Source organism: Streptomyces sp. CRN 30 (assembly GCF_034105845.1).
In genome coordinates this window covers 1-6,254 of sequence record NZ_JAVRHI010000051.1, presented here as the reverse complement: position 1 = coordinate 6,254, position 6,254 = coordinate 1, and the positions used below count along the sequence as shown (strand labels likewise).

At 71.6% G+C, this 6,254-nt stretch carries 8 protein-coding genes; 6 read left to right on the top strand and 2 right to left on the bottom strand.

Annotation, left to right across the window (positions count from 1 at the left end):
* The first annotated feature begins 7 nt into the window (after positions 1 to 7).
* The 3 genes from rpmF to mutM all read left to right on the top strand — a co-directional run bounded on the left by rpmF (position 8) and on the right by mutM (position 2,059).
* Complete coding sequence (rpmF, locus tag UW392_RS05130; RefSeq protein ID WP_003951102.1) at positions 8 to 181, top strand: 50S ribosomal protein L32; 174 nt, start codon at positions 8 to 10, stop codon at positions 179 to 181.
* A gap of 7 nt (positions 182 to 188) precedes the next feature.
* Positions 189 to 1,034: a ribonuclease III gene (rnc, locus tag UW392_RS05125; RefSeq protein WP_320773655.1), complete on the top strand. Its 846-nt coding sequence runs from the start codon at positions 189 to 191 to the stop codon at positions 1,032 to 1,034.
* A gap of 164 nt (positions 1,035 to 1,198) precedes the next feature.
* Complete coding sequence (mutM, locus tag UW392_RS05120; protein ID WP_320773654.1) at positions 1,199 to 2,059, top strand: bifunctional DNA-formamidopyrimidine glycosylase/DNA-(apurinic or apyrimidinic site) lyase; 861 nt, start codon at positions 1,199 to 1,201, stop codon at positions 2,057 to 2,059.
* Here mutM and UW392_RS05115 read toward each other — a convergent pair.
* Both UW392_RS05115 and UW392_RS05110 read right to left on the bottom strand, forming a co-directional pair.
* Positions 2,032 to 2,457: a helix-turn-helix domain-containing protein gene (locus UW392_RS05115; RefSeq protein WP_320773653.1), complete on the bottom strand. Its 426-nt coding sequence runs from the start codon at positions 2,455 to 2,457 to the stop codon at positions 2,032 to 2,034. The two genes, mutM and UW392_RS05115, sit on opposite strands and share 28 nt — an antisense overlap.
* Before the next feature lie 85 nt (positions 2,458 to 2,542).
* Complete coding sequence (locus tag UW392_RS05110; protein WP_320773652.1) at positions 2,543 to 3,535, bottom strand: CAP domain-containing protein; 993 nt, start codon at positions 3,533 to 3,535, stop codon at positions 2,543 to 2,545.
* 150 nt (positions 3,536 to 3,685) lie between these two features.
* Here UW392_RS05110 and UW392_RS05105 point away from each other — a divergent pair, with 150 nt between their 5' ends.
* The 3 genes from UW392_RS05105 to UW392_RS05095 form a co-directional block, all read left to right on the top strand.
* Positions 3,686 to 3,967: an acylphosphatase gene (locus UW392_RS05105; protein ID WP_320773651.1), complete on the top strand. Its 282-nt coding sequence runs from the start codon at positions 3,686 to 3,688 to the stop codon at positions 3,965 to 3,967.
* A gap of 378 nt (positions 3,968 to 4,345) precedes the next feature.
* Entirely contained in the window at positions 4,346 to 4,549 is a 204-nt protein-coding gene (locus UW392_RS05100; protein ID WP_320773650.1) for a hypothetical protein, read from the top strand.
* 266 nt (positions 4,550 to 4,815) lie between these two features.
* The coding region (locus UW392_RS05095) for a chromosome segregation SMC family protein (RefSeq protein WP_320773649.1) at positions 4,816 to 6,254 on the top strand (1,439 nt) is incomplete at its 3' end.

The following is a 6,254-nucleotide window of genomic DNA, read 5'->3' as shown; positions in this document are numbered from 1 at the left end:
AGTAGCCGTGGCTGTTCCGAAGCGGAAGATGTCGCGCAGCAACACGCGCCACCGCCGGTCGCAGTGGAAGGCTGCGGTCCCCACCCTGGTTGCGTGCGAGCGCTGCCACGAGCCCAAGCAGCAGCACATCGCGTGCCCGTCGTGCGGCACCTACAACAAGCGCCAGGTCCTCGAGGTCTGAGCGGCTGGTGAGAGGCACTGTGTCCAGTCCCAAGAAGGCGGATGACGCCAAGGCGGACTCGAACGCCAGGAAGAAGGCGGACACCACAGCCTCGTCCCACACGCTTCTGGAGGGGCGGCTCGGGTACCAGCTCGAGTCCGCCCTTCTGGTGCGTGCGCTGACCCACCGTTCCTACGCGTACGAGAACGGCGGTCTGCCCACCAACGAGCGCCTGGAGTTCCTCGGGGACTCCGTGCTCGGTCTGGTGGTCACGGACACGCTGTACCGCACCCACCCCGACCTGCCCGAGGGCCAGCTGGCCAAACTGCGGGCCGCGGTGGTCAACTCGCGTGCGCTGGCGGAGGTGGGCCGCGGGCTCGAACTCGGCTCCTTCATCCGGCTCGGCCGGGGCGAAGAGGGCACGGGCGGCCGGGACAAGGCCTCGATCCTCGCCGACACCCTGGAAGCGGTGATCGGCGCGGTCTATCTCGACCAGGGGCTGGACGCGGCCTCCGAGCTGGTGCACCGCCTGTTCGACCCACTGATCGAGAAGTCCTCCAACCTCGGTGCCGGCCTGGACTGGAAGACCAGTCTCCAGGAGCTCACCGCGACCGAGGGGCTCGGCGTGCCCGAGTACCTGGTCACGGAGACCGGCCCCGACCACGAGAAGACCTTTACTGCTGCCGCCCGCGTCGGAGGCGTCTCGTACGGCACCGGCACCGGCCGCAGCAAGAAGGAAGCGGAGCAGCAGGCGGCCGAGTCCGCCTGGCGTGCGATCCGCTCCGCGGCGGACGAGCGGGCGAAGGCGGCCGCGGCGGCCACCGAGCACACCGAGGGCAGCGCGGACGCCCCGTCCGGCGCCGCGCAGGCCTGACCCTCGCCACTCGCTCCGCGGAAACCTTCGCGGAACCCCGCCGGACACCGGTCCGGCGGGGTTCTCGCCTTCCCCGCCGAAAACCGCCCGGCGGGCGGTCCCGCACGGCGCGCTACGCTGCGGATGCCCCCCTTCCGCCCCCCGCCCCCTGCCCGAGGAGCCCCGTGCCCGAACTGCCCGAGGTCGAGGTCGTACGGCGCGGACTGGCACGCTGGGTGGCCCACCGGACCGTCGCCGACGTCGAGGTCCTGCACCCGCGGGCGGTCCGCCGCCACCTGGCCGGCGCCGAGGACTTCGCACACCGTCTGCGGGGACGCCGCATCGGTGAGCCGAGCCGGCGCGGCAAGTACCTGTGGCTGCCGGTGGAGGAGTCCGGCTTCGCCGTCCTCGCGCACCTCGGCATGAGCGGCCAGCTGCTGGTGCAGCCGCACTCCGCGCCCGACGAGAAGCACCTGCGCATCCGGGTGCGCTTCACCGACGCCCTGGACACCGAGCTCCGCTTCGTCGACCAGCGCACCTTCGGCGGCCTGTCGCTGCACGACACGACCTCCGACGGACTGCCCGACGTGATCGCGCACATCGCGCGGGACCCCCTCGACCCGCTCTTCGACGAGGAGGCGTTCCACCGGGCGCTGCGCCGCAAGCGGACGACGATCAAGCGGGCCCTGCTGGACCAGTCCCTGATCAGCGGCGTCGGCAACATCTACGCGGACGAGGCGTTGTGGCGCGCCCGCATCCACTACGAGCGCCCGACCGCCGGCCTCACCCGGCCGCGCACCCTCGAACTGCTGGGCCACGCACGGGACGTGATGAACGCGGCGCTCGCCGTCGGCGGCACCAGCTTCGACAGCCTCTACGTGAACGTCAACGGCGAGTCGGGGTACTTCGACCGCTCCCTCGACGCGTACGGGCGGGAGGGGCTGCCCTGCCGCAGGTGCGCCACCCCGATGCGACGGCGCGCCTGGATGAACCGCTCCAGCTACTTCTGCCCGCGCTGTCAGCGGGCGCCGCGCGCCTCGTCGTAACGCTCGCGCGCCCGCAGCACCTCGTCCATGCGGTCCTCCACGCAGCCGATGAGCGACAGCAGGCGCTCGGCGACCTCCCGGCCCAGCGGGGTGAGGGTGTAGTCGACGCGGGGCGGGTTGGTGGGCTGGGCCTCGCGGTGCACCAGGCCGTCGCGCTCCAGGGCGTGCAGCGTCTGGGAGAGCATCTTCTCGCTGACGCCGTCGACGCGACGGCGCAGCTGGTTGAACCGGAGCGAACCCTCGTGCAGCGCCCCCAGCGTCAGCGCGCCCCAGCGTCCGGTCACGTGCTCCAGGGTGGAGCGGGAGGGACAGTGCCTGGCGAACACGTCGAACAGGAGCGGGTCGGCGTCGCTCCCCGCACCTTCCGTGCCGGGGACCGCCCGCGCTGTGGTTTCCATGAGATGAGCGTACTGCGGCACAGCACTGACCAGAAGATTGCGCCAACCGCCGGTCAGTGCCGTGCCCACTGTCGCGGGGATTCGGTCAGTAGCCGAAGTCCTGCGTCCACCAGGGCCCGCCCTCGCCGAGGTGCACGCCTACGCCGAGGGTGGTGAAGTCGCAGTTCAGGATGTTGGCGCGGTGGCCGGGGCTGTTCATCCAGGCCTCCATCACCGCCTCGGCCGTGGCCTGGCCGCGGGCGATGTTCTCGCCGCCCAGGCCGGTGATGCCGAGGGCCCCCGCACGGTCCCAGGGGCTGTTGCCGTCGGGGTCGGTGTGGTCGAAGAAGCCGCGGGAGGCCATGTCCTTGCTGAAGGCGGAGGCCAGCTGCGCCAGTGCGCTGTTCGCCGACACCGGACTGCAGCCCGCCGTGGCCCGCTCCTCGTTCACCAGGGCGAGCACCTGGGCCGCGATCTGCGTCTCGCCGGAGGTGTCGGCCGGGACGGTCTTCTCCGGCTCCGCGGGCGTCTCCGTCGCCTTCTCGGCGGGCGCCTCGGACTTCTCGGGGGCCTCGCTCTCCGGCGCCTGCGACGACGGTTCCTCGGACGGCTCCGCGGAGGGCGTGGTCTTCTCGGGCGACGGTGACGAGGGGGAGGCGGACGGGGAGGCCTCGCGGCGGTTGTCGCGGCTGCTCGCGGACTCGTCCTCACGGTCGGCGGCCGCGTCCCGCGAACCGCCCTGCTGCGTCTCCAGACCCGAGGGCGAGGTGGCCGGCTGCACCGGGGTGTCGGTGTTGCCGCCACCGCTGACCGTGTAGCTGTCGCCCCCGGGCAGTACGCCGGTGGCCACCGCGACGGTGCCGAGGGCGACGGCCGCGGAGACACCGAGCAGGCCGGTGCGCACGGGCGTCACGGTCTTCTTCTGCTTGCGGTGCGAACGGCGTCCGGGCGGTGCGGCGGCCTCGTCCTCGAGCACGGCGGCGAAGCCGTACAGGTTCTCCGGACCGTAGTGCTCCGTGGGGGCGTCGTGGGCGTGCGCGGTTCCGGTGGCGCGGCCCGTGGCGGCGCGGCCGGCGGCGTGGCGTCGGTGGCGTCCCATGTCCTGGCCTTCCTCGACCTTGCGGTCTCTGTCTTCACTGAACTCACACGAACGAGTGAGTTTCATATGAGATTCATTGCGACCGGACGGTACAGCATGGCACCCGGGGAGGAAGTGCTCACCGTGACATTGGCCCGTTAGCGTGCAGCCATGAATGAGCATGTACGGCTGGTCGCCTGGGTGCGCGGACAGGTGCAAGGTGTGGGTTTCCGCTGGTTCACGCGCGCCCGGGCCCTGGAGATCGGCGGCCTGAGTGGTTTTGCTCTCAATCTCGCGGACGGCCGCGTCCAAGTGGTCGCGGAGGGTCCGCGCGAGGGGTGCGAGGGGCTGCTCGACTGGCTCCTCGGTGAAGACACGCCCGGGCGCGTGGACGGAGTCACCGAGATCTGGGACACACCCCGCGGGGGCTACGAGGGCTTCGCCATCCGGTGATCCCCGGCGCCGCGGCCGGCGGGACGGAGGGGGCGGAACATGCCCTCGGCGTCCGGCCGGAGCGAAAAGGTCCTGGTGGTTGCCAAGAAGCGCGTGTCATGGCAGGCTCCGCGGTACACGGCGACCTCCCCGGTCCCGGGGCCCCGCAGAAGTCGCAGCGCCGCTCGTCACCGGCCGCGCGCGCCCGGGTCGCCCGCCAATGCGGGGCGTGATCGTGTTGACCGTCAAACTTTTTGGTGAGACGCTGAAAGCCCCGCGCACCTTAGCTGTTTGGCATGGATCGACGGCAGCAAACTCAAGAGTGCCAAGCACCCCGGGTGCGATTCCCTCACGACCCACACCGCTTCGGTCGGTCATCAGTGCGGAGGACCATCCATCATGGCAAAGGCGCTTCTCGGTTACGTCGGCGGCTCCGACCCGCGACTCCTCGCCGAGATGCGACGGCTCCAGCAGCGCGTACAGGATCTGGAATCCGAACTCGGACGTATCCAGGCCGAGAACGACGCGCTGACGGCTGCCGCTTCTCACGATTCGCTTGTCGACAGCATCGACGCACACCAGGCGGAGCCTGCGCTCACCTGACCGCTGCATCGCGCAACGACAGCAGTGGTCGGGCGACTCGTTCCCACCGCTAAGTTGTTGTCAGATCTGCAAGGGACGCCTCTTCGGCGTCCCTTTCTCTTTCCCCCGCCACGTCCTCCCGCTCTCTTCACGTCTGGTGTGCCCTGCACATGTTCGTGTGAAACCGAGCGTTCATGGACTGATACCCAACGCGCAAACATACGACGCGCGGTGGCCACCGTGCGGGGACGCCGTCCGCGGAGGGCCGGGAGGTAAAGTCCGACGGCGTGCACCTCAAGGCCCTGACCCTGCGCGGGTTCAAATCGTTCGCGTCGGCGACCACGCTGCGCTTCGAGCCGGGCATCACGTGCGTCGTGGGCCCGAACGGCTCGGGCAAGTCCAACGTCGTGGACGCACTGAGCTGGGTCATGGGCGAGCAGGGCGCCAAGTCCCTGCGCGGCGGCAAGATGGAGGACGTCATCTTCGCCGGGACCACCGGGCGCCCGCCGCTCGGCCGCGCCGAGGTGTCCCTGACCATCGACAACTCCGACGGGGCGCTCCCCATCGAGTACGCCGAGGTCACCATCACGCGGATCATGTTCCGCGGCGGCAGCAGCGAGTACCAGATCAACGGTGACACCTGCCGTCTCCTCGACATCCAGGAACTGCTCTCCGACTCCGGCATCGGCCGCGAGATGCACGTCATCGTCGGCCAGGGCCAGCTCGACTCCGTGCTGCACGCCGACCCCACGGGCCGCCGCGCCTTCATCGAGGAGGCCGCCGGCGTCCTCAAGCACCGCAAGCGCAAGGAGAAGGCGCTGCGCAAACTGGACGCGATGCAGGCCAACCTCGCCCGCGTCCAGGACCTCACCGACGAACTGCGCCGACAGCTCAAACCGCTGGGCCGGCAGGCCGCCGTCGCCCGCCGGGCCGCCGTCATCCAGGCCGACCTGCGCGACGCCCGGCTGCGCCTCCTCGCCGACGACCTCGTGGCGCTGCGTGAGGCACTCGCTGCGGAGATCGCCGACGAGGCCGCGCTGAAGGAGCGCAAGGAGGCCGCCGAGGCGGAACTGGGGAGGGCGCTCCGGCGGGAGGCGCTGCTGGAGGACGAGGTACGGCGGCTGGCCCCGCGTCTGCAACGGGCGCAACAGACCTGGTACGACCTCTCCCAGCTCGCCGAGCGTGTGCGCGGCACCGTCTCGCTCGCCGAGGCACGGGTGACCAGCGCCATCTCGGCGCCCCCGGAGGAACGGCGCGGCCGTGACCCCGAGGACCTGGAGCGCGAGGCCGCCCGCGTCCGTGAGCAGGAGGCCGAGCTCGAGGCGATGCTGGAGGCGGCCCGGCACGCGCTGGACGACACGGTCGCGCACCGTGCCGAACTGGAGCGCGACCTAACCCTGGAGGAGCGCCGGCTGAAGGACGTCGCACGGGCCGTCGCCGACCGCCGCGAGGGGCTCGCCCGGCTCAGTGGTCAGGTCGGCGCGGCCCGCTCCCGCGCCGCCTCCGCCCAGGCCGAGATCGACCGCCTCGCCGACGCCCGCGACGCGGCGCAGGAACGTGCCGTCACCGCCGAGGAGGAGTACGCGGCGCTGAAGGCCGAGGTGGACGGCCTGGACGCCGGGGAGACGGAACTGGCCGAGCGGCACCAGGCGGCCAGGGCGGCGCTGGCCGAGGCCGAGTCCGCGCTGACCGCGGCCCGGGACGCGGCCACCGCCGCCGAACGCCG